The sequence below is a fragment of the [Muricauda] lutisoli (nom. illeg.) genome, assembly GCF_017313105.1.
Taxonomy (GTDB): Bacteria; Bacteroidota; Bacteroidia; order Flavobacteriales; family Flavobacteriaceae; genus Flagellimonas; species Flagellimonas lutisoli.
The window spans coordinates 304,404-327,849 of record NZ_JAFLND010000003.1; the positions used below are offsets into that span (position 1 = coordinate 304,404).

At 41.9% G+C, this 23,446-nt stretch carries 21 protein-coding genes and 1 tRNA gene; 11 read left to right on the plus strand and 11 right to left on the minus strand.

Annotated elements, in window-relative coordinates; all coding sequences use genetic code 11:
• Positions 1–9: 9 nt before the first annotated feature.
• Entirely contained in the window at positions 10–2,808 is a 2,799-nt protein-coding gene (locus J0X13_RS12295; RefSeq protein WP_207071714.1) for a 2-oxoglutarate dehydrogenase E1 component, read from the plus strand.
• A gap of 22 nt (positions 2,809–2,830) precedes the next feature.
• Complete coding sequence (gene odhB / locus J0X13_RS12300) at positions 2,831–4,051, plus strand: 2-oxoglutarate dehydrogenase complex dihydrolipoyllysine-residue succinyltransferase (protein WP_207071715.1); 1,221 nt, start codon at positions 2,831–2,833, stop codon at positions 4,049–4,051.
• A gap of 71 nt (positions 4,052–4,122) precedes the next feature.
• On the opposite strand, the gene J0X13_RS12305 is transcribed toward odhB, so the two are convergent.
• Complete coding sequence (locus J0X13_RS12305) at positions 4,123–4,563, minus strand: retropepsin-like aspartic protease family protein (protein ID WP_207071716.1); 441 nt, start codon at positions 4,561–4,563, stop codon at positions 4,123–4,125.
• A gap of 76 nt (positions 4,564–4,639) precedes the next feature.
• Here J0X13_RS12305 and J0X13_RS12310 point away from each other — a divergent pair, with 76 nt between their 5' ends.
• From J0X13_RS12310 to J0X13_RS12345, 8 genes are all read left to right on the plus strand, one after another.
• Complete coding sequence (locus J0X13_RS12310; RefSeq protein ID WP_207071717.1) at positions 4,640–5,407, plus strand: TatD family hydrolase; 768 nt, start codon at positions 4,640–4,642, stop codon at positions 5,405–5,407.
• Positions 5,408–5,410: 3 nt separating this feature from the next.
• Positions 5,411–6,442 carry an asparaginase gene (locus tag J0X13_RS12315; protein WP_207071718.1) on the plus strand — a complete coding sequence of 344 codons (1,032 nt, stop codon included), beginning with the start codon at positions 5,411–5,413 and terminating at the stop codon, positions 6,440–6,442.
• A 66-nt stretch (positions 6,443–6,508) separates the two neighbouring features.
• Positions 6,509–6,596: transfer RNA gene (locus J0X13_RS12320), tRNA-Ser, on the plus strand.
• A gap of 78 nt (positions 6,597–6,674) precedes the next feature.
• The gene (locus J0X13_RS12325; protein WP_207029472.1) at positions 6,675–7,403 is read left to right on the plus strand and encodes a MotA/TolQ/ExbB proton channel family protein; all 729 of its coding nucleotides are present in this window, start codon (positions 6,675–6,677) and stop codon (positions 7,401–7,403) included.
• 26 nt (positions 7,404–7,429) lie between these two features.
• A complete protein-coding gene (locus tag J0X13_RS12330; RefSeq protein ID WP_207071719.1) occupies positions 7,430–7,867 on the plus strand; it encodes a hypothetical protein in 438 nt (145 codons plus the stop codon).
• A gap of 11 nt (positions 7,868–7,878) precedes the next feature.
• The gene (locus J0X13_RS12335) at positions 7,879–8,487 is read left to right on the plus strand and encodes an ExbD/TolR family protein (RefSeq protein WP_207029474.1); all 609 of its coding nucleotides are present in this window, start codon (positions 7,879–7,881) and stop codon (positions 8,485–8,487) included.
• 12 nt (positions 8,488–8,499) lie between these two features.
• Positions 8,500–8,982: an ExbD/TolR family protein gene (locus tag J0X13_RS12340; protein WP_207029475.1), complete on the plus strand. Its 483-nt coding sequence runs from the start codon at positions 8,500–8,502 to the stop codon at positions 8,980–8,982.
• Between the two features lie 71 nt (positions 8,983–9,053).
• Positions 9,054–9,755, plus strand: coding sequence for a porin family protein (locus tag J0X13_RS12345; protein WP_207071720.1), 702 nt, complete (start codon positions 9,054–9,056; stop codon positions 9,753–9,755).
• On the opposite strand, the gene J0X13_RS12350 is transcribed toward J0X13_RS12345, so the two are convergent.
• From J0X13_RS12350 to rplM, 10 genes are all read right to left on the minus strand, one after another.
• Complete coding sequence (locus tag J0X13_RS12350) at positions 9,750–10,352, minus strand: hypothetical protein (RefSeq protein WP_207071721.1); 603 nt, start codon at positions 10,350–10,352, stop codon at positions 9,750–9,752. The genes J0X13_RS12345 and J0X13_RS12350 overlap by 6 nt on opposite strands.
• Positions 10,352–11,809, minus strand: a complete 1,458-nt coding sequence (gene rpoN, locus J0X13_RS12355) for an RNA polymerase factor sigma-54 (RefSeq protein ID WP_207071722.1) — start codon at positions 11,807–11,809, stop codon at positions 10,352–10,354. Before rpoN ends, J0X13_RS12350 begins: the two co-directional genes overlap by 1 nt.
• Before the next feature lie 50 nt (positions 11,810–11,859).
• Entirely contained in the window at positions 11,860–13,293 is a 1,434-nt protein-coding gene (gene asnS, locus J0X13_RS12360) for an asparagine--tRNA ligase (protein ID WP_207071723.1), read from the minus strand.
• Between the two features lie 90 nt (positions 13,294–13,383).
• A complete protein-coding gene (locus tag J0X13_RS12365) occupies positions 13,384–15,786 on the minus strand; it encodes an efflux RND transporter permease subunit (RefSeq protein WP_207071724.1) in 2,403 nt (800 codons plus the stop codon).
• A 75-nt stretch (positions 15,787–15,861) separates the two neighbouring features.
• Entirely contained in the window at positions 15,862–16,416 is a 555-nt protein-coding gene (frr, locus tag J0X13_RS12370; protein ID WP_207071725.1) for a ribosome recycling factor, read from the minus strand.
• A gap of 42 nt (positions 16,417–16,458) precedes the next feature.
• On the minus strand, positions 16,459–17,166 hold the full coding sequence (gene pyrH / locus J0X13_RS12375; protein ID WP_207071726.1) for a UMP kinase: 708 nt from the start codon (positions 17,164–17,166) through the stop codon (positions 16,459–16,461).
• Between the two features lie 132 nt (positions 17,167–17,298).
• Entirely contained in the window at positions 17,299–18,123 is an 825-nt protein-coding gene (gene tsf, locus J0X13_RS12380) for a translation elongation factor Ts (RefSeq protein WP_207071727.1), read from the minus strand.
• Between the two features lie 79 nt (positions 18,124–18,202).
• Positions 18,203–19,315: a 30S ribosomal protein S2 gene (gene rpsB, locus J0X13_RS12385; RefSeq protein ID WP_207071728.1), complete on the minus strand. Its 1,113-nt coding sequence runs from the start codon at positions 19,313–19,315 to the stop codon at positions 18,203–18,205.
• 224 nt (positions 19,316–19,539) lie between these two features.
• A complete protein-coding gene (gene rpsI / locus J0X13_RS12390) occupies positions 19,540–19,926 on the minus strand; it encodes a 30S ribosomal protein S9 (protein WP_207029485.1) in 387 nt (128 codons plus the stop codon).
• Positions 19,926–20,381, minus strand: coding sequence for a 50S ribosomal protein L13 (gene rplM, locus J0X13_RS12395; protein ID WP_207029486.1), 456 nt, complete (start codon positions 20,379–20,381; stop codon positions 19,926–19,928). The genes rpsI and rplM overlap by 1 nt, the downstream gene beginning before the upstream one ends.
• Positions 20,382–20,629: 248 nt before the next feature.
• Here rplM and J0X13_RS12400 point away from each other — a divergent pair, with 248 nt between their 5' ends.
• Positions 20,630–23,281: a DUF5916 domain-containing protein gene (locus tag J0X13_RS12400; protein WP_207071729.1), complete on the plus strand. Its 2,652-nt coding sequence runs from the start codon at positions 20,630–20,632 to the stop codon at positions 23,279–23,281.
• Positions 23,282–23,446: the final 165 nt, after the last annotated feature.

A 23,446-nucleotide genomic window follows, 5' to 3' on the forward strand; every position in this document is an offset into this window, starting at 1 on the left:
ACAGAAAGAATGGACAAATATTCATTTTTAAACGCTGCGCACACTTCATTTTTTGCGGAGCAATACGATAAATATCTAACGAATCCCGATAACGTAGAGCCCAGTTGGAGGGCTTTTTTTCAAGGATTTGATTTTGGTTTGGAAGGTTCCCTCGAAGATTTGGGGGTCGAATCTGACAAAGGTGGAATGGTTGTGCTTTCCAATGGAAGGAAAGTGGAGATGCCTGAAGCCCTTCAGAAGGAGTTCCAGGTAATTCGCCTTATTGATGGTTACCGCTCTCGTGGACACCTCTTTACCAAAACCAATCCCGTAAGGGAGCGAAGAAAGTATGCCCCTACTTTGGACATCGAAAACTTTGGTCTGAACCAAGAGGATTTGGATACGGTTTTTGATGCAGGAAAGATACTGGGTATCGGACCGGCATCATTAAAAGAAATTATTCGTCACTTGGAAAGCATCTATTGTGATGCGATAGGGGTGGAGTACATGTATATACGAACCCCGGAACGTATCCAATGGATTCAGGATTGGCTCAATAAAAACCACAATCACCCAAATTACACGGCCGACGAAAAGAAGAATATCCTAAGGAAGTTAAACGAAGCAGTTTCTTTTGAAAGCTTTTTGCATACCAAATATGTGGGGCAAAAACGATTTTCTCTCGAAGGTGGCGAATCCTTGATTCCAGCGTTGGATGTCATTGTTGAAAAGGCAGCCGATCAAGGTGTAAAACAATTTGTTGTGGGTATGGCCCACAGGGGACGTTTAAATGTGCTCACCAATATTTTTGGTAAGTCACCAAAGGATATTTTTAGCGAGTTTGACGGCAAGGATTACGAGGAAACCATCTTTGATGGTGATGTAAAATATCACTTGGGATGGACTTCTACCCGTGAAACGGACTCTGGCAAAATTGTCAATATGAACATTGCCCCGAATCCATCCCACTTGGAGACCGTTAATTCGATCGTTGAAGGAATTTCCAGGGCCAAGCAGGATCGCGACCATCAGGAGGATATCACGGAAGTGCTTCCTATTCTGATTCATGGAGATGCAGCTTTTGCTGGACAGGGCGTAGTATACGAAGTAATTCAGATGGCTCGCCTGGATGGATATACAACAGGGGGAACCATTCATATTGTGGTGAACAACCAGATTGGGTTTACAACGAACTACCTGGATGCAAGATCATCTACCTATTGTACAGATGTGGGCAAGGTGACCCTTTCACCGGTACTTCATGTAAATGCCGATGATGCCGAGGCCGTGGTGCACGCCACAACTTTTGCATTGGAATATAGAATGCGATACAAGCGCGATATTTTCTTGGATTTGTTGGGATACAGAAAGTATGGGCACAACGAAGGTGACGAACCCAAGTTTACCCAACCGTTATTGTACAAATCCATTTCCAAACACAAGAACCCAAGGGACATTTATGCGGAGAAATTGATTGCCGAAGGGGTGATCGATGAGAACTACGTAAAGGAACTTGAAGAAAAATATAAGAACGATCTCGAGGAGGATCTTTTGGACTCCCGTAAAATCGAGAAGACCAGGATAACCCCTTTCATGCAAGATGAATGGGAAGGGTTTGAGCAAGTGACCGAGGAGGTCATGCTGAAACCTATGGATACCACATACGACCTTAAAAAATTGGATGAGGTGGCCCAAAGCATCACCAAGCTACCCGAGAACAAGAAATTTTTGAGAAAATTGGTGCGATTGGTGGAAGGTCGCCATAAAATGTATTTTGAGGATAACAAGCTCGATTGGGCCATGGGTGAACTTTTGGCCTATGGATCACTGATCGAAGAAGGTTACGATGTTAGGATGACAGGTCAAGATGTGGAAAGGGGCACCTTCTCGCACAGACATGCCGTCATCAAAACAGAGATGCACGAGGAAGAAGTAGTGTTGTTGAATGAAATGGGTGACAACCAAAATGGAAAGTTCCATATCTACAACTCATTGCTTTCGGAATATGCCGTAATGGGATTTGATTATGGCTACGCCATGGCAAGCCCAAAAACTTTGACCATCTGGGAGGCACAATTCGGAGACTTCAGTAACGGAGCACAGATTATCATTGATCAATACCTGTCTTCTGCAGAGGACAAATGGAAACTGCAAAATGGATTGGTGCTTTTATTGCCACATGGTTATGAAGGACAAGGGGCGGAGCATTCATCGGCGCGTATGGAAAGGTACCTGCAATTGTGTGCCAAGGACAATATGTTCGTAGCGGATGTGACCACCCCGGCGAACTTGTTTCACCTCTTCCGTAGGCAAATGAAAGCCAAATTCCGTAAGCCTTTGGTGGTTTTTACGCCTAAAAGTCTGTTGAGGCACCCCAAGGTACATTCCACTAAAGAGGAAATGGCCAATGGCAGTTTTCAGATGGTGATAGATGACGCCGATGCGAAGACAACCAAGGTGAAGACCTTGGTCTTCTGTACAGGTAAATTCTACTATGATCTTTTGGAAAAACGAGAAGAGCTCGAAAGGGATGATGTTGCTTTGGTGCGTGTGGAGCAGTTGTTCCCATTACCGGCAAAAGAAATGCGAAGCATTATCAAGAAATATAAAAATGCAGACGATATTGTTTGGGCCCAAGAAGAGCCAAGAAACATGGGGGCTTGGAGCCACATGTTGATGCATTTGGATGAGGCCAAGCAGTTTAGGGTGGCATCCCGAAGATTCTATGGTGCACCGGCTGCAGGTAGTGCTGTGCGTTCAAAAAGACGTCATGCCCAAGTACTGGACTACGTTTTTGACAAGAGTAAGGATAACATGCAATTAAGATAATACAAGTATAAACTATAACAGAATGGTTTTAGAAATGAAAGTTCCCTCACCGGGGGAATCCATTACAGAGGTAGAAATCGCCGAGTGGTTGGTAGAGGATGGAGACTATGTGGAGAAGGACCAGGCCATAGCCGAGGTAGACTCGGACAAGGCAACATTGGAGCTTCCTGCAGAGGAAAGCGGAGTTATTACCCTTAAGGCCGAAGTGGGAGACGCCGTAGCCGTTGGCGAGGTGGTTTGCCTCATCGATACGAGTGCGGAAAAGCCTGAAGGTTCATCTGGCTCATCCGAGAAAAAAGAGGAGCCCAAAAAAGAAGAACCTAAGAAAGAAGCGCCCAAGAAAGAGGAGTCCAAAAAGGAAACTTATGCTTCCGGAACACCATCTCCAGCCGCCAAAAAGATATTGGACGAAAAAGGCATCGAACCTTCATCCGTTTCAGGAAGTGGAAAAGATGGACGTATTACCAAGGACGATGCTGTAAAGGCAAAACCATCCATGGGGACACCAACAGGCGGTAGCCGTGGGGAGAGCCGTTCCAAATTGTCCATGCTGCGTAGAAAAGTGGCCGAGCGTTTGGTTGCAGCGAAGAACGAAACGGCTATGTTGACCACTTTCAACGAAGTGGACATGTCCGCCATCTTTGAGTTGCGCAAACAGTATAAAGAAGAATTCAAAGAAAAACATGGTGTAAGCCTTGGATTTATGTCCTTCTTTACCAAAGCGGTAATTCGTGCATTGCAAATGTACCCGGCCGTTAACTCTATGATCGATGGTAAGGAAATGATCACCTACGAATTCTGTGATATCAGTATTGCAGTTTCCGGACCTAAAGGTTTGATGGTACCTGTAATCAGAAATGCTGAAAACCTTTCATTTAGGGGAATCGAATCCGAAGTAAAACGTTTGGCCATTCGTGCCAGGGAAGGTGAGATCACTGTGGATGAGATGACAGGTGGTACCTTTACCATTACAAACGGTGGTGTGTTTGGTTCTATGTTGTCTACCCCGATCATTAACCCACCACAGAGTGGAATTTTGGGTATGCACAACATTGTGGAGCGCGCGATTGTTAGGGACGGGGCCATTGCCATTGCACCTGTAATGTACGTAGCACTTTCTTACGACCACAGAATTATAGACGGTAAGGAATCCGTTGGGTTCTTGGTTGCCGTTAAAGAAGCATTGGAAAGTCCAGAAGAATTGTTGATGGACGGCAACGTTAAAAAAGCGTTGGAATTATAAAATAATGCCACCTCGAGCACGGCCGCTGAGCGAAGTTGAAGTGCAAGCGAGAGGTCTAGGAACAAATGCCTTTACTTTTTTAAGTAGAGGCATTTTTTGTTGTAATCGATCACGGCCTTTCCTTTTTTAAGCACATCGGCACCAATGATTCCATCTACAGGCAGGGCATTGTGGGCTATCAAGGCTTGGTTTACATGGGTGAGATCAAAAAGAACGACCTTCTGCTTTTTCTTTTTCCAGTCCCCTATCTGGATTTTGTTTTTGTTGGATATTAACGTTTCCATTTCCGTCGCACCGGCACCGGCCGCTTTAATGTCCGTAGCTTCTGAGGCCATTTCAAAAAATTCGATTTTATCCATTCCCACGCAGGTGTTGGAGGCTCCCGTATCCAATATGAACTTGCCCGTAACGCCGTTGATGCTGGCAATAAGTTCAAAGTGGTTGGTTTCGGTCAATACCAAAGGTATTTTAATGTATGCTTTGGATTTTAGGAATTTTTTGAGTGATGCCATAGAAAAATATGCTCTTGACGAATCTTTAATCAGAAACAAAGTTTTGGGACGTCTAAGATAAGCCTATTTTTGCGATATGATTGTTACCGATACCCATACCCATTTATATAGTGAAGCCTTTGATGAGGATAGAAGTGAAATGATGCAACGTGCCATAGAAGCAGGGGTGAAGCGCTTTTTTATCCCCGCTATCGATTCAACCTACACCCAATCCATGTTGGATTTGGAAACCGATTATCCCGATAATGTTTTTTTGATGATGGGCTTGCACCCAACACACGTCAAAGAAAATTATAAAGACGAATTGGCCCATGTGGAAAAGTGGTTGTCCAAGAAAAAGTTTTATGCCGTTGGTGAAATAGGGGTAGACCTTTATTGGGACAAGACTTTTTTGAAGGAGCAGCAAGAAGCCTTTGCTTATCAGATTCGGTTGGCGAAAAAACATCAGTTGCCGATAGTGATCCATTGTCGTGATGCCTTTGATGAGGTTTTCGAAGTGCTGGAACAGGAAAAAGGAGAGGACCTCTTCGGGATTTTCCATTGTTTTACGGGAACTTTGGAACAGGCCCATCAAGCTTTATCCTACAACATGAAGTTGGGTATTGGTGGTGTGGCCACCTTTAAAAATGGTAAAATCGATAAATTTTTGAACGAAATCGACCTGAAACACATTGTGCTGGAAACGGATGCTCCGTATTTGGCACCGACGCCCTATCGCGGAAAACGTAACGAGAGCTCTTATATCATAAAGGTGTTGGAAAAACTATCTTCGATATATAATAAGCCTGAAGAAGAGATCGCGGCTATCACTACGGAAAACTCCAAGGAAATCTTTGGGATCTGATCTATGAAAAAAAAGACCAACATATTGCTGATATATACCGGGGGTACCATCGGTATGGTAAAGGATTATAAAACCGGCGCGCTCAAGGCGTTCAATTTTGATGAACTGGTAAAGAATATTCCAGAGTTGAAACAATTGGACTGTAACCTAAGGGGCGTGTCATTCGATGATCCCATAGACTCCTCCAATATGAATCCGCATTATTGGGCGGTCATTGCATCCATTATAGAGGAGCATTATGAGGATAATGATGGTTTTGTGGTGCTTCATGGCAGTGATACCATGAGTTATTCTGCATCGGCATTGAGCTTTATGTTGGAAAATTTGCAGAAGCCGGTTATCTTCACGGGCTCTCAATTGCCCATAGGTGATTTGCGCACCGATGCCAAGGAGAACCTGATTACTTCCATCGAGATTGCTGCACTTCAGAAAAAAGGGAAACCGGTATTGCAGGAAGTGGGGCTGTATTTTGAATACAAACTTTATAGAGGGAACCGCACCACCAAGATAAATGCCGAACATTTTGAGGCTTTTGATTCATTGAACTATCCACCTTTGGTGGAATCGGGTGTTCACTTAAAGGTGCATCATAACTATTTGATCAAGAAAGTGACCAAAAACAAGTCGTTGCAGGTCCATAAAAAAATGGACAATCGGGTGGCCATACTAAAGTTATTTCCCGGAATCAACCAAAATGTACTGCAATCAGTCCTTGCTATTCCCGATTTAAAGGCATTGATTTTGGAAACCTATGGTGCGGGGAACGCTCCTATGGACGAATGGTTTCTGAATGCGATAAAAAAATCAGTGGAAAATGGATTGCACATAATCAATGTGACACAATGCTCGGGAGGAAGTGTTTTTATGGGGCATTACGAGACCAGTGAAAAACTCAGGGAGATGCAACTGGTTAACGGCAAGGATATTACAACCGAGGCTGCTGTTACAAAGGCGATGTACCTATTGGGGACAGGGGTTCCCGACAAATTGTTCAAGACAATTTTCGAGACGCCACTTCGTGGTGAAATGGTGTAAAATTAACGCTTCAAATTTCTATAACTAATTATTTTTTTGTTTATTGGTCGCCCTAAATGAAACAATAGAGAGGTGGCCGAGTGGTCGAAGGCGCACGCCTGGAAAGTGTGTATACACCAAAAGTGTATCGAGGGTTCGAATCCCTTCCTCTCTGCAAGGTATTTTAGTTTTTCTATTATAAAATTTTTATATCTTTAACATTATTAACTAACTAAATTTAAGTTTAAGTAAAATGAAAAAAATATCCTTTACTCTGGCGGCTGCCGGAATGTTTGTGATGGGAACTACAACTGCATCTGCAGCAATGTTGCAAGAAGAAGCTGAAGCCAGCAAAGGTTTCACCCAAGTGTTAAAAGAGCAATTTATCCAAGGGGGTCCTGCCTTTATGGGTATTGTACTTCTATGTTTGATCTTGGGATTGGCTGTAGCCATCGAAAGAATTATTTATTTGAATTTGGCAACTACAAATTCCACTAAGTTGAAACAACAAGTTGAGGACGCCTTGACTTCAGGTGGTGTTGAAGCTGCTAAAGAAGTTTGTAGAAACACTAAAGGACCTGTTGCTTCTATCTACTACCAAGGATTGGATAGAGTTGATGAAGGAATCGAGTCTGCTGAAAAAGCTGTAGTTGCATACGGTGGTGTTCAAATGGGTCAATTGGAGAAAAATGTTTCTTGGTTGTCTTTGTTTATCGCTATTGCTCCCATGCTTGGGTTCATGGGTACGGTAATCGGTATGATTCAGGCCTTCCAGAAAATTGCTGCTGTAGGTAACTTGAGTGCTTCCTTGATTGCAGGTGATATCCAGGTAGCGTTGTTAACAACCGTATTCGGTTTGATCACAGCGATTATCCTTCAGATTTTCTATAACTATATTATTGCTAAAATCGATAGTATCGTAAATGACATGGAAGACAGCTCAATTGCATTGATTGACATGTTGGCTGCCCATAAGAAATAATTACGAATTAAAAACTATCGAGAATCATGAATAAAATAGTAAAAATATTACTCATCGTCATCGGATTGGTTGCAGCCGTTCTTTGGTTCTCTCTTCCGTCTGCCGATGATCCAGGTGCCATAAACAGTGGATCAATGAACTTCATGTTCATCATTATGTACATCTTGTTGGCTATTGCAGTTGTAACTTCAGTAGTTTTCGGATTAGCAAAACTGTTTACCACAAAAGGAAGTTTAAAGAAAGCTCTTTTCGCAATAGGAGGATTGGCTATTGTAGTAGCTGTATCATACGGGCTTTCTTCTGATAACATGGCTGTGGTTGAAGCTATGTCCGAAAGAGGCGTAGAGACCACGGAAGGAACTGTGAAAAATATTGGAATGGGATTGAACGTATTCTTTATCCTAACCGTTATCGCGGTGATTCTAATGGTTTTCCCAGGATTGAAAAGAATGTTTGTTAAGTAAAAAGTTTTATTATGCCTAGAAGAAAAGGAGCACCGGAAGTAAATGCCGGTTCCATGGCGGATATCGCTTTCCTCTTGCTTATCTTTTTCTTGGTGACTACCACCATAGAAACAGATGCAGGGTTGGATCGTATGTTGCCGCCGTTCGAGCCGCCAAATGAAGAACCGCCTGTAATTAAGCAGAAAAACATTTTTACTGTGAACATCAACAGGAATGGTCAGCTTTTGGTTGAAGATCAATTAATGGAAATCAGTGATTTGAGAGAGGCTGCTTCTAAGTTTCTTGAAAATGGAGCTGATGGTTCTTGCGATTACTGCAAGGGTAGAAAAGATCCTGCCTCATCAGATAATCCAACGAAAGCCATTATTTCATTGAAAAATGATCGGGAAACCAAGTATAGTACCTACATTACCGTTCAGAACGAACTGGTAGGTGCATACAACGACTTACGTAACCGTGAAGCCCAACGTATTTATGGAAGGGATTTTACAGATATGGAGGCGGAGTACCTTAATCCGGAAACTCCTTCAAACGTAAGAGATGAGTTGAAAGATAAAGTGAAGCGTATTCAAGATATGTTCCCACAAAAGCTTTCAGAAGCTGAAACAACAACCAATTAAACTATATTTAATATGGCTAAGTTTACCAAAAAGAAAGATGGCGATTTGCCAGCGGTGTCAACAGCTTCGTTGCCTGATATCGTTTTCATGTTGTTATTTTTCTTTATGACAGTAACCACAATGAAAGATAGTTCCTTAATGGTTGCTAATACCCTTCCCAATGCTTCTGAAATAAAGAAGTTGGAAAAGAAGGATCGCGTAATTTACATTTATGTAGGTACACCTACTCAAGAATATCAAAAGGTTTTTGGTACAGAACCAAAAATCCAGTTGAATGATAAATTTGCCAATGTGGACGAAGTAGGTTCATTTATTTTGGCAGAACGTGCAAAGAAACCGCAAGAACTTCAAAATGTATTGACTACTGCTTTAAAAGTGGACAAGAACGCCAATATGGGTCTTATCACTGATATTAAGCAAGAATTGAGAAAAGTAAATGCCCTTAAAGTGAATTATACCACTTACGAAGGAGATGCTTTTAACAATCTACAGTAGGCAATAGCTTAGATTTAGTGGGAAACGCTCCAAATTTTTAATTTGGGGCGTTTTTTGTTTAAAATATATTCATGGATCGTAACGTATTTTCGTTTGTATTAGGTATTATTTGTTTGCTGCTTTCTGCGTCGACCTACGGTCAAATAAACGATGATCAGGGGCAGGATAGCGACCCTCGATATCTTGAAGATCAATTTTACTTTGGTGTTGGCTATAATGTTTTATTGGATAAGCCGGACAATCTCGACCAACGTAATCTTTCCTATAATCTTCACATGGGATTTATTAAGGATATTCCATTTAACCAGAATAGAAATTTCGGTATTGGATTGGGTTTTGGATATGCTGTGAGTTCATATTATTCCAATTTGGTTGCTACAAAAAATGGTGATACAGTTGTTTATGAAATTATTCCCCAAGCCGATTATAATAGGAGTAAGTTGGCAACCCATTCCATCGAATTCCCATTCGAAATCCGATGGCGTACTTCCAATGCAAAAGATTATAAGTTTTGGAGGATTTATGCTGGGGCCAAATTGGGATATGTATTTTCCGGTAGGTCAAAATTGGTTACGGACAATGGAAATGATTCGTTTTCAAATGATGATATTGAGCCGTTTCAATATGGTCTTACACTCAATTTCGGGTATAACACGTGGAATGTACATGCGTATTATGGATTAAATCCTTTACTTAAGGAGGAAGCTTCGCTGGAGGGTAACCCAATAGATTTAAGTGTTCTTAGAATAGGCTTGATTTTTTACATCCTATAACCAATATTTCAAAATAATCAGCTGAGAGCAACATCCAAGTAGAAAACCAATCAATAGTTCATTTTTGGTATGGGCTTTTAAGTATAATCTGGATGTGGCCACCATTCCCGTGAATAGCGTAAAGAGGCTAATGGCAATGGTGATATTTATCTCAAAATGAATGCTCAGGGCCACCATAAAAGTCAAAATACTTCCCATGCCCAATAAATGCATGCTGGTTTTAAATTTGAAGAAGAGCAGAATCAGTGTTGCACTTGTAGCGGTCAAAAGCCCTGTAAAGTAATAAAAGAGCTCGTGTACGTAGTTATTGGGTATTACTTTGTACAATATCATCAAAAAGATGATACAACTTATGTAAAGTGGGTATTTACGTTCTTGTAACGTTGGCAGGAATATGGAATTGATTACCCCTAGATTTTTCAATATCAGGAAAAATATGATGGGAATGATTACTGTAAGTATAAAAATTGGCAGTATGTTGCCACTTTGGGTCTCCAACGTACTGTACGGAGCCACCTTAAAGTACACTATCGTACCTCCGATCGGTATGAACAATGGGTGAAAAATGTAAGAGATAATGTTGTATACGTGGCGCATCAAATTTCTTTTCGTAGCCTTGCCACTGGGATATCCAGTTGTTCCCGATACTTGGCCACGGTTCGTCGGGCTATGGGATACCCTTTGTCTTTTAGCATTTTTGCCAGTTTCGCATCGGTGAGCGGTTTTTTCTTGTCCTCATCACGGATTACGGTCTCCAAAATCTTTTTGATTTCTCTTGTGGATACATCCTCCCCCTGTTCATTCTTCATGGATTCGGAAAAGAAATCCTTGATCAGTTTGGTGCCATAAGGGGTGTCCACATACTTACTGTTGGCGACCCTTGATACCGTGGATACATCCATGTCTATTTTATCGGCGATATCCTTTAGGATCATGGGACGTAATTTACGCTCGTCCCCGGTCATAAAATACTCTTTTTGGTACTCCATAATGGTGTTCATGGTAACAAACAAGGTTTGCTGGCGCTGTCTAATGGCATCTATGAACCATTTGGCGGCATCCAGCTTCTGTTTGATGAACATCACCGTATCCTTTTGGGATTTGGACTTTTCCTTGGCGTTTTTATAGCCTTCCAACATGTTGCTGTAATCTTTGGAGACATGCAGCTCTGGAGCATTTCTGCCGTTTAGGGTGAGTTCCAGTTCACCATCCACGATTTTTATTGAAAAGTCGGGAACAATGTGCTCGATCATGCGGGTGTTCCCAGAGTAGGAGCCCCCTGGCTTTGGATTGAGCTTTTCTATCTCCGATATAGCATCTTTAAGCTCTTCCTCGGAAACATGGTGTTTTTGTAAAAGTTTGGAATAATGTTTTTTGGTGAAATGATCAAAAGATCGTTCCAAAATATTTATGGCCAGCGCTACAGATGGTTTTTGTTCTTTCCTTTTAAGTTGGATTATCAAACATTCATCCAAGGAACGTGCGGCCACACCGGGAGGGTCTAAATCCTGTACAATTTTAAGAACTTCCTCGATTTTATCCTCTTCCACATAAATGTTTTGAGTAAAGGCAAGGTCGTCCATGATATCTGGAAGTGGTCGGCGTATATACCCGCTCTCATCCACGCTGCCTACCAAAAACTCGGCAATTGCCCATTCTTGGTCATCAAGATAAACCGTGTTCAATTGGTTGAGCAAATATTGGTTGAACGATGTTCCAGCGGCGTAGGGTACGCGTTTGTCATCGTCATCTGCACTGTAGTTGTTTGTTTGGGTACGGTAATCCGGTATCTCATCGTCGCTCAGGTAATCATCAATATTGATTTCCTCTGTATCGATATTTTCATTGTCGGCCGAATCATCGTAGGTGTCCTCGTAAATATCATCCAAAGTATCAGTTTCCTCCTTACCGCTCTCCAATGCAGGGTTTTCCTCCAACTCTTGCTTTAATCTCTGTTCAAAAGCCTGGGTTGGCAATTGAATGAGCTTCATGAGCTGAATCTGCTGTGGAGACAGTTTTTGGGAAAGCTTAAACTGTAGATGTTGTTTCAGCATATGGATTGATGATTTACAATCTTACCTTCTTTTAAAATAATAAATTCAAATTAAAACTCGGCATTTTGCGGTGTTCTTGGGTAAGGGATTACGTCCCTAATATTGCCCATTCCAGTGGCGAATTGTACCATGCGCTCGAATCCAAGGCCAAAACCACTGTGTACGGCCGTACCAAATTTTCTCAGGTCCAGATACCACCAAAGTTCTTTGGCATCGATATCCAGCTCCTTGATTTTTTGTTCCAGTACATCCAATCGTTCCTCCCTTTGTGAACCTCCGACAATCTCACCGATACCAGGAAAAAGTACATCCATGGCGCGCACCGTTTTTCCGTCCTCGTTCAATCGCATGTAAAATGCTTTGATGTTTGCAGGGTAATCAAAAAGGATAACGGGGCACTTAAAGTGTTTCTCTACCAAGAAGCGTTCGTGCTCACTCTGTAGGTCCGCTCCCCATTCGTCAATTGGAAACTGGAATTTCTTCTTTTTGTTCGGTTTGCTGTTCTTTAATATATCAATGGCTTCCGTATAGGAAACCCTTTTGAAATTGTTGTCGACAACAAACTTTAATTTTTCGATCAAGGCCATTTCTGAACGTTCGTTCTGAGGTTTGGTCTTTTCTTCGTCCAATAGGCGTTTTTCCAAGAATGCAAGATCGTCTTGGCAATGGTCCAGTACGTATTGGATAATATATTTAATGAAATCCTCGGCAAGGTCCATGTTCGCATCCAGATCATAGAATGCCATTTCGGGCTCGATCATCCAGAACTCGGCCAAGTGGCGCGATGTGTTGGAGTTTTCTGCTCTAAAGGTTGGTCCAAAGGTGTAGACTTTGCCCAATCCCATGGCATAGGTCTCAGCTTCCAACTGTCCCGAAACGGTCAAGTTGGTCTCTTTTCCAAAAAAGTCCTCGGAGTAATCCACTTCACCGGTATCGTTCACCGGTGGATTTTTGTCATCCAAAGTAGTTACCCGGAACATTTCACCTGCACCCTCGGCATCCGAACCGGTTATGATCGGGGCGTGCATATAGTAAAATCCATTCTGTTGAAAGTAGCTGTGTACGGCAAAAGAAAGTACCGATCTTACACGCATTACCGCAGAAAAAGTGTTGGTTCTTACTCTAAGGTGTGCTTTTTCCCTTAAAAACTCCAAAGAGTGTTTTTTGGGTTGAATAGGATAGGTCTCGGGGTCGGCAGTACCGTGAACAAATATATCGGTAGCCTGTATTTCCACGCTTTGACCTCGACCTTGGCTCTCTTCCAAAGTCCCTGTTACCTTTAGGGCAGCTCCACTGGAAATTTGTTTGAGCAATGCTTCGTCCAAATTTTCAAAATCTACGACACATTGTAGGTTATGTATGGTGGAACCATCGTTTAAGGCGATAAATCGGTTACTTCTAAATGTTTTTACCCATCCATTTACTTCAACGGAATCTCCTACGGGTTGCTTTTCTAGCAATTCTTTTATGGAATAAGACATCATTCTAAAACTATCGTAATTTAGTTGGTAAAGATAGGTTTTTGATAAAAAACGATAGCAATGTAATGGCCTAATTTATGGCTCTTTCCAAGACTATTTGTCCTTGGGATTGTCCTCGTCCTGCGGTAAAATGTCGATTTGAGGTTTTTTGAGTACTTGTTTGTTGGCTATGCTCCTTTCCAAAGATAGAAGTAGCGATGGCAATAAGATCAAATTGGATAGCATGGCAAATAACAAGGTGGCCGAAACCAAGCCTCCCAAAGCTTTTGTGCCTCCAAAACTAGAAATGATAAAAACGGAGAAACCGAAAAAGAGCACTATGGAGGTGTAGAACATGCTAACACCTGTCTCGCGCAAAGCAGCATACACCGATCGCTTTATATGCCAACGGTGGGTAGAAAGTTCTTGACGGTATTTAGCTAAGAAGTGAATGGTGTCGTCCACTGAAATACCGAAGGCTATACTAAACACCAAGATGGTAGACGGTTTAATAGGTACACCCAGATAACCCATGACCCCAGCAGTGATCACCAAGGGCAGTAGGTTGGGTACCAAAGAAATGATCACCATTTTAAATGACCGGAAAAGATATGCCATGAACAGCGAGATCAACCCAATGGCCAAGGCGAGCGATAATAATAGATTTTTCACCAAATACTTTGTTCCCTTTAGGAAAAGCAAGGCCTTGCCTGTCATGAAAACATTATATCGCTCCGTTGGAAATTCTTTGGTGATTGCTTGTTGCACGTCTTTTTCGATTTCCTCCATACGATCGATTTTCACATCGCGCATATAGGTGGTCAAACGTGCCGTTTGCCCCGTGCTGTCCACAAAACTTTGTAAAAGCTCATTGGTCCCTTCGGTCGATGATTTTTGAACAGCGTTCATTATAAAAGTGTTCTCTTGACTGGTGGGCAGTTGATAGTATTTTGGGATTCCGTTGTAAAAGGCCTGCTTGGAATATTTAACAAGGTCAACGATTGATATGGGCCTTGAAAGCTCCGGTATTTCATCTATAACAGTGCCCAATCGGTCCATTCGTTTTAAGGTGGCGGGCTTAACTACACCATTTTTTCGCTTGGTGTCCACAACAATTTCCATGGGCATGATACCATCAAACTCTGCCTCAAAAAATTGAATGTCCTTATAAAAGTGACTTTTTTTGGGGAGGTCTTCGATCCTGCTTCCTGTAATGCGCATCTGATATATTCCGATAATGCTCAATACCAAAACAGCTACGGTGGTAATGTAAACGGCAATTCTATGGTTTCTGACCATGTTTTCCATCCAATTGACAAAGAAGTCCATCCACTTTTTGTTCAAGTGCTTTAGGTGCTTTGTTTTGGGCAGCGGCATAAAACTATAAATGATGGGTATGATCAATAAGGAAAGGATGAATATGCCTATAATGTTGATGGAGGCCACGATGCCGAATTCCTTGAGCAGATCACTGTCCAAAATAATGAAAGTGGCAAAACCGGAAGCCGTGGTAATATTGGTCATTAAGGTGGCATTGCCAATTTTGGAAATTACCCGTTGTAAGGATAGAGCTTGATTTCCGTGTTTTTTTACTTCTTGCTGATATTTATTGATCAAGAAAATACAGTTGGGAATACCGATTACAATGATCAATGGTGGAATCAATGCTGTAAGAATGGTGATTTCATACTTAAGAAGACCAAGTATTCCAAAGGCCCACATAACACCGATGATTACAACGCACATGGAAATGAATGTGGCCCTAAAGCTCCTGAAGAAAAAGAAAAAGATAATGGAAGTGACCAATAGGGCACCAACGATAAATAGACCGATTTCGTCCACAATGGATTTTGTGTTCCAGGTTCGGATGTATGGCATTCCCGAGATCCGTACATCCATGTTGGTTTCTTCTTCAAAATCCTCTACGAGCTCCGCAAGGTCGTTCAGGATAAATTCATTTCTTACCGCCGTGTTCATAATATCCTTGTCCAGATATACCACGGTTTGAATGGTTCCCGTCTTGGGGTTGTATACCAGATTATCGTAAAAAGGAAGTTCCTTAAAAAGATGGTTTGTTAGGGAGTCGATTTCCTGTTTGGTCTGCGGTGGAGTGGAAATCAAGGGTTCCATGGCAAATGTCTGGGTGTCGTTATCCTTGATCAGCTCCTTAAGGTTTTCGAGGGAAATAACATAATCAACTTCCGGAAAGGCCTCGAGTTGTTTGCTGAGCACATTCCAGCGATTAAAATTTTTCGGCGTAAATAGAGCAGAATCTTTAATGCCCAAAACAATGGCGTTGCCCTCCTCACCAAATATTTTGGTAAAGGCATTGTACTGAATACTGGCCGGATGGTCGTCGGGTAGAATATTGGCTTCCGTATTGGAAAACCTCATGTTTTTCCATTGTAATGCCAAGAATACAGTGAAACCTATAACCCCTAAAAGAATAAGAATCCTATTCCTGAGTATAATTCTTGCGACCTTAGGCCAAAATCCTTTAGTGAGCTTTGCTACCATGTGGGTTTTATTGGGCGCAAAGGTAGAAAATGATATGTTGTGTTCCTAGAAAAGGTGGAGGTCAAAATCCAAGTTTTACACCTTCATGATCTCGGCTTCTTTTGTGGATAAAATGGCATCCACTTTGTCGCCATAAGAATTGGTCAGTTCCTGAACATCAACTTCCGCGTTGCTCAACAAATCTTCCGAAATATCCAGTGCTTTTAGCTCTTTGTTGGCATCTTGTCTTGCACTGCGGATACTCACTTTGGCATCTTCGGCTTCAGCTTTGGCCTGTTTTGCCAATTGTAGTCTTCTTTCCTCTGTCAAGGGTGGTACGTTAATAATTACCATTTCTCCATTGTTCATTGGGTTAAAGCCCAAATTGGCGTTCATGATCGCAGTTTCGATATCGGCCAAAAGACTTTTCTCCCATGGTTGTACCGAAATGGTACGAGCATCGGGGGTATTGATATTGGATACTTGGGAAAGTGGGGTTTGGGAACCATAGTAATCCACCATTACAGTGGAAAGCATCATTGGGCTTGCCTTACCGGCCCTGATTTTGGTCAGTGCTTTTTGCAAGTGGGAAATACTTGCTTCCATACTTTCTTTTGTGCTATCAAGAATAAATTTTACTTCTTCGTTCATAACTTTCAAATTTATAAAACTGAAACCAAAGTGTGTGCCAACCTATACATTGACCACTGTTCCTATATTTTCTCCTGAAACTATTTTCATTAAGTTGCCCCTCGTGTTCATGTCAAAAACCACTATGGGCAATTCGTTTTCTTGACTAAGAGTAAATGCCGTTGTATCCATTACCTTTAGTCCCTTGGAGAGCACTTCATTAAAGGAAATGGAATCAAATTTCGTGGCATTTTTGTCCTTTTCAGGATCTGATGTGTAAATTCCGTCCACACGGGTTCCTTTTAAGATCACATCAGCCTTTATTTCGATGGCTCTAAGAACAGCAGCAGAATCCGTGGTGAAATAAGGATTTCCTGTTCCGCCGCCAAAAATTACAACTCGTCCTTTTTCCAGATGCCTTATGGCTCTCCTTCTAATGAAGGGCTCTGCTACTTCATTGATTTGAATGGCGGATTGGAGTCTGGTTTGAACCCCATTTAATTCTAAAGCACTCTGCAGGGCTAAACCATTGATTACGGTGGCAAGCATCCCCATATGGTCTCCTTGGACCCTATCCATACCTTGACTTGCTCCTGCCAGGCCTCTAAAAATATTTCCACCTCCAATTACAATGGCAACTTCAACACCTTTCTCAACAACGGACTTTATTTCTTCGGCATATTCGTCCAATCGCTTGGCATCTATTCCGTATTGTTGTTCGCCCATTAAGGCTTCCCCACTTAATTTTAGTAAAATTCTTTTGTAATGCATTGAAAGTTTCTTGAAGTCCGGACAAAAATAATCAAAAATTTTTACGGGAAATGAAGAATTGTTGGTTAGATATGTGCATAAAAAAACCGCTTCTTTTCAGAAGCGGTTTCGTGTATTTATGCCGTTGGTGAATTAACCAAGAGCTACCCTCGTAAATCCGGTAACTTCCAAGCTGGAATCTACAGATTTAACGTATTGGGAAACGCTCTGCTTGCTATCTTTTATAAAAGCTTGGTTCACCAAAGTGTTGTCTTTGAAGAAACGCTTTAATTTACCTTGAGCGATTTTATCCAACATTTCTTCTGGTTTACCTTCTTCGCGCAATTGGTCTTTTGCGATTTCGATTTCCTTATCGATGATGGATTGGTCAACACCTTCCTCGTTCAAGGCAACTGGGTTCATCGCGGCAGCTTGCATGGCTACATCTTTTGCAGCTTCTGCAGCACCATCAACATTGGCGGACAAACCTACCAATGTGGCGATTTTGTTTCCAGCATGGATGTAAGATCCCACGAACGGTGCGTTCAATCTTTCAAAACTTCCAATCTCGATTTTCTCACCGATAACGCCAGTTTGCTCGGTCAATTTATCAGCTACCGTCATCCCATCAATAGAAGCGGCTAGGAAATCATCCTTGCTATCAAAACCAAGTGCCAAATCGGCCAAGTCGTTTGCAAGTTTTACAAAGCTATCGTTCTTGGCAACAAAGTCGGTTTCGCAGTTTAGTGAGATAACTACACCTTGTGTGTTATCGCCATTTACTTTTGCGATAGCTGCACCTTCTGAAGATTCTCTGTCAGCTCTTTTTGCTGCAACTTTTTGACCTTTTTTCCTTAGGATTTCAATAGCTTGGTCGAAATCGCCTTCTGCTTCAACCAAAGCTTTTTTACAATCCATCATTCCAGCTCCGGTAGCTTTTCTTAATTTATTTACCTCTGCGGCAGTAATCTTTGCCATTTTCTTTTCTTTTTAAATTTTATGTAAAGTAAAACACTGTAGGAGTGTTTTTGTTTAGGATAATGTTTAATCGGTTGGTTTATTCAACCCCACCTTTTACGCTATCTTGCCATTCTTTAAGTTCGTCCCATTTTCCATCGGCAGCCATTTTGGCTTGTTTTGGCCAAGATGTTGGGTCCAAGTGAGCTAAGGTTGAGCTTGCTTCTGTCAAAATTTCCTTGATTGTTTCGGCATCCTTATCTCCAAGTTCAGCGTAGGTTGTTACTCCATTGGCTACCAAAGCTTCAGCGGTTTTTGGTCCTATCCCTTCAATTTTGGTCAGGTCGTCCGGTTTAGCCTCTTTTTTGGTTTCCTTTTTTGGAGCAGCTTCAGCTTTCTTTGCTGGCTTTTCTTCAACTGCTTTTTCCTCTTTCTTCGGAGCTTCCTCTTTCTTTGGAGCCTCCTCTTTTTTGGCAGCTTTAGCTTCTTCCTTTTCTTTATCCTTACCACTGCTCTTCTCGCTCTTGCGCTCTTCCAAGCCTTCAGCAACGGCGTTGGTCACAGATTCCATAATAGCTTCTATGGATTTACCGGCATCATCGTTTGATGGAATGGCGTAGTCTACATCGCGAGGGTCGGAGTTGGTATCGACCATTGCAAAAATTGGAATGTTCAATTTTTGGGCTTCTTTTACGGCGATGTGCTCACGCATGGTGTCCACGATAAAAAGTGCACCGGGCAAACGGGTCATGTCTGCGATAGAGCCCAAGTTTTTGTCCAACTTGGCACGCAAACGGTCAACTTGCAATCTTTCTTTTTTGGATAGCGTGTTGAAGGTGCCATCTTTTTTCATGCGGTCGATAGCTGCCATTTTCTTAACGGCTTTACGAATGGTTACAAAGTTGGTCAACATACCACCTGGCCATCTTTCGGTGATGTATGGCATGTTCACTTTGGATACTTTGTCCGCGACAATGTCCTTTGCTTGTTTTTTTGTGGCTACAAAAAGGATTTTTCTTCCTGATGATGCAATTTTTTTAAGGGCTTCGTTGGCCTCTTCTAATTTTGCAACCGTTTTGTAGAGATTGATTACGTGGATACCGTTACGCTCCATGTAGATGTAAGGAGCCATGTTGGGATTCCACTTTCTTGTTAGGTGCCCAAAATGCACACCTGCTTCCAGTAAGTCTTTTACTTCGATTTTACTTGCCATTTTTTGTACTTAGTTTACGTTCCGTTGTAAGTAGCAATGTACTGGTGGTCACAAAATTTTGTTCGCCCGGCACATTTAGATGCTAAACTAGTTTCCAAAAAGTTGAATTGTTCATCCCTTTTGGAACAACGACAACTTGGTTAAAAATATAACCCTGAAATATGTACACTTTCAGGGTTTTCAATGAACTTATTGAGATTGGGTGCCGAAGCACCCAAAATATATTAACGTTTGGAGAATTGGAATTTCTTACGGGCTTTCTTCTGACCGAATTTCTTCCTTTCCACCATTCTTGGGTCTCTTGTTAGCAACCCTTCTGGCTTAAGAACAGCTCTGTTCTCAGCATCTATTTCGCACATTGCTCTGGACAATGCCAAGCGAACGGCTTCTGCTTGACCGGTGATTCCTCCACCGTAAACATTTACTTTTACGTCGTAGTTACCATCAGTTTCGGTTAAAGTGAAAGGTTGTTTCACTTTATACTGCAATGTACCAGTGGTAAAATAATCGTTAAGATCTCTTTTGTTTACTGTGATGTTTCCTGATCCCTCTGAAACGTATACTCTAGCCACAGCGGTTTTTCTTCTACCTATCTTATGAACCACTTCCATTATTTGTAGTCGTTTAAGTTTATAGCTTTTGGTTTTTGCGCCTCTTGTCCGTGCTCGGCACCGGCATAAACCTTAAGGTTTCTGAACAAGTCAGCTCCAAGTTTATTCTTTGGAAGCATTCCTTTTACCGAATTTTCAATGATTCGCTCAGGATGCTTTTCCAATACTTCTTTAGCGGAAGCGGAACGTTGCCCACCTGGGTATCCAGTATATCTTTGATATTCCTTATCGTCCCATTTGTTACCGGACATGTCGATTTTTTCTGCATTGATGACAATAACGTTGTCTCCACAATCAACATGAGGGGTAAAGTTGGTCTTATATTTCCCTCTAAGTATTTTGGCTACTTTAGACGCCAATCTTCCTAAGGTCTGTCCTTCAGCATCAACCAATAACCATTGCTTGTCAACAGTAGATTTATTGGCGGAAATAGTTTTATAACTTAATGTGTCCACTTCTCGAATATTATTGATTTAAATAACCTATCCCGATTAACGGGCTGCAAATGTACAATTATTAGATTGAATTACAAACGGTTGGTTGGGAATATTTTTGCACTTTTTTCAAATTCAATCTTCGGGTCCAAATATCAATTGCAAGATACCCCTATCAACTGTTAAAAAAAGACTAAAAAAACAATAGACTGTAACTTCTTACAATTTTACGGGTCTTTACGATATCAATCTAATCAAAAAACGTTCAAGTGAGAAACGCAGCGCTGGTTTTTCTGACCCTATTCTTCATTTATTTTGCCCAAGCACAAGATTCTACGGAAGTCATCAGTAAAAAAAAGTATACTACACAGGCTTTGGGCGATTATGCCGCTCCTACTATCAATGGTGTATTGGAAGACGAGGCTTGGAATCTCGTGGAATGGGGAGGTGATTATATCGAATGGCAGCCGGACGAAAATACGCCACCAAGCCATCAAACCAAATTTAAAATACTGTATGATAGCAAGAACCTATATATAGGTGTACGCTGTTACGATTCAGAACCGGATAAAATTGTAAAAAGGCTGTCCCGAAGGGATGGTTTTGATGGGGACTGGGTCGAATTCAACATTGACAGCTATTTTGATAAACGTACCGCGTTTTCTTTTACGATTACCGCTGCTGGGGTAAAGGGTGATGAGTTTATTTCCAATAACGGAAATAATTGGGATTCCAGTTGGAACCCCATCTGGTATGCCAAGGCACATGTGGATGATGAGGGTTGGACCGCTGAACTTCGTATACCCTTAAGTCAATTAAAGTTTGGAAGTGCCAAAGAGCAAGTTTGGGGGTTTCAGTCCACCAGACGATTTTTTAGGAATGAGGAGCGCTCGGTTTGGCAGCGTAAACCTGTGGACCAGCCTGGATGGGTGAGCGAGTTTGGTGAATTGCATGGGCTAAAGAACATTCAGCCGCAAAAGCAGTTGGAAATTCAACCTTACACAGTTGCAAAAACCGAAACCTACGAAGCTGAAGAGGGCAATCCATTTAGAGATGGGAGCGAAAACAATATAACAGCTGGGCTTGACGCCAAGATAGGCATCACTAACGATCTTACGTTGGATTTGACCGTTAACCCCGATTTTGGGCAAGTGGATGCCGACCCATCGGCCATTGCATTGGACGGTTTCCAGATATTCTTTCAGGAGCGACGTCCATTTTTTGTGGAAAACAAAAACATTTTCGATTTCAGGGTTTCCCAATCACAGGCAGGAAATACATTTGGTTCCGATAACATATTTTATTCAAGAAGAATTGGTAGGAGTCCACAAGGATATCCGAATACTTCTGATGGAGAGTTTGTGGACCAACCCGATAATACGCCGATTATCGGTGCGGCAAAGTTTAGTGGCAAGACCAAAGATGGATGGGCCATTGGTGTGCTCGAAAGTGTGACCGCTCGGCGAACTGCTACCATTTTAAATGGAGATGGAGACACTCGTAAGGAAATGGTGGAACCCCTCACCAATTATTTTGTGGGTAGATTACAAAAAGACTTTAACCAAAGAAACTCCTACATTGGTGGGATTTTTACGGCTACCAACCGCGAACAAATCCCCGAACAGCTCAATTTTTTACATGATGCCGCCTACACGGGAGGTTTCGACTTTAAACACCAATGGGCCAATCGGGATTGGTATGTTGGAGGCAATATTACAATGAGCCATGTCCGAGGTAGTGAAGAGGCCATCACCAATACGCAGCAATCCATCACACATTTGTTCAATAGGGTAGGTGCGGAACATGTTGCTGTGGATACAACAATAACATCACTGACAGGAACTGGTGGGAATGTTCAAATTGGTAAGGTAGGTAACGGCCATTGGAAGTTTGAATCCGGTGCTACTTGGCGTTCGCCGGAATTGGAGCTTAACGATATCGGTTTTCAACGACAGGCCGACGATGTGCGGCACTATACATGGATTGGCTACCAAACTTTGAAACCCGATAGCACCTTTAGGCGAGTGGGTATCAATTATAACCATTGGACAGCTTGGGATTTTCAGGGTAACCACAATTATTTACAGTTCAACACAAATAGCTGGCAAAACTGGAAAAATAATTACCGGACCAATATCGGGTTTAATTTTGCACCCATTGAATATTCCAACTTTGCTTTACGGGGAGGACCAAGGTTACGGCAATCTCCATGGATGAGTTTTTGGAACAGTATTAACACTGACTACAGGAAAAAATTGCGCTTTTCCTTTTTCCATAATGGACGAAAAGCGTTGGATAATTCCATAAAGACCTATTATATGGAAGGCGGTTTTGTGTATCAGCCATTAAATGCGCTGCGGATTTCTGCTTTTCCATCTTTGCGAATCAATCACGATAAATTGCAGTTCATTGACAATTTTGATGATGTCAATGGGTCTCCGCGCTACCTTAATGGGGAAATCAATCAGAGAACCTTGAGTATGTCATTTCGATTAAACTATACCATCAATCCCAACCTGACCATTCAATATTGGGGACAACCCTTTATTTCAAGGGGAAGGTATTCGAACTTTAAACATATTACCGATCCAGTAGCCAAAACTTTTGAAGACCGCTTTGTACAGTACACTGCCAACCAAACAACTTTATCCGACGGCACCTACGCCATTGATGAGGACTTGGACGGTGTTACCGATTTTAGTTTTGGCAATCCCGATTTCTCCTTTGTGCAGTTCCGTTCCAATTTGGTGATTCGCTGGGAGTACATTCCCGGCTCGGAAATATTTTTGGTATGGTCGCAAGATGTCACCCAATCGGGAAATCCCGCCGAAGGGTTGTTACCTAGTTTGGGGGATAACATTTTTGGACAAAAACCGCACAATATCTTTTTGTTGAAGGCTACCTATCGATTTGTATTGTAATTGTCATTCCGCACTTGATGCGGAATCCAATAGTCAGTACGAGTGTTTTCCTTTAGGAAAAAGTATCGAAAAACAGGCTTCATTAGAAGTTCTGATTCTCGATACAATTTTTTCGCTTTGCCTCAAAAATCACTCGAATTGACAAACCTCAATAAAGTTGCCTGG